Annotated in this window: 1 protein-coding gene; it reads left to right on the top strand. The window is 47.5% G+C overall.

Features of this window, described 5'->3' with window-relative positions; translation table 11 throughout:
• On the top strand, nucleotides 1-724 hold a 724-nt coding region (locus A3756_RS02820; RefSeq protein ID WP_156490217.1), incomplete at both ends, for an LPS-assembly protein LptD.

The following is a 724-nucleotide window of genomic DNA, read 5'->3' as shown; positions in this document are numbered from 1 at the left end:
TCCAATTTATGAACTTGATGCGGCTTTATTCTTCGACCGAAGTTCTTTATTCAGTGAAAGCCAATTCTTCAAGTCATCCACGATTCGCCACAGCTTGGAACCACGAGCTTACTATGTGAATGCCAAGAGCGTAGACCAAGATGCTCTTCCTAATTTCGACAGTACCTTACCTAGCTTCAACTATCAGCGACTGTTTAGTCCCTATCGCTTTAGTGGCGGTGATCGAGTCGGTGACAATAACAGCCTGACGATAGGTATCACCAATCGTTGGACCGACATGCAAACTGGGCAAGAGAAAGCTATTGTCAGCATTGGCCAGGTTTACCACTACGATGATCGCGAAGTTGGCATAAATGGCGTTGGAGAGGCCGACCGCAAAGACTCCCTGCTGGCGACCGAGTTTATCTTCCGTCCCTATCCAGGTGTAGAGCTGGCAACGAGTGGTTTATGGGATGCCAGAAACAACCAGACCCAGGAAGGCAATACGAGTTTGCACTTACACAGTCAAGACTACCGTCATGTGCTGAATTTCAGCCATCGCTATATCCAGGGTGAGCTAGAGCAAATCGACACCTCTTTTATTGCGCCTATTTATCCTCAAACCAGTCTAATAGGCCGTCTTCGTTACGACCTTGAGGAAGAGCGCAGCATTGGTTCGCTTGCAGGCATTGAATATAGTAGCTGCTGCTGGCGCGTTCAATTGCTAAGTCAATCTTATCTAGAT

The sequence above is a fragment of the Oleiphilus sp. HI0086 genome (genome assembly GCF_001635225.1).
The sequence above is the reverse complement of the archived record's forward strand: the minus strand, read 5'-3'. Positions and strand labels throughout refer to the sequence as shown.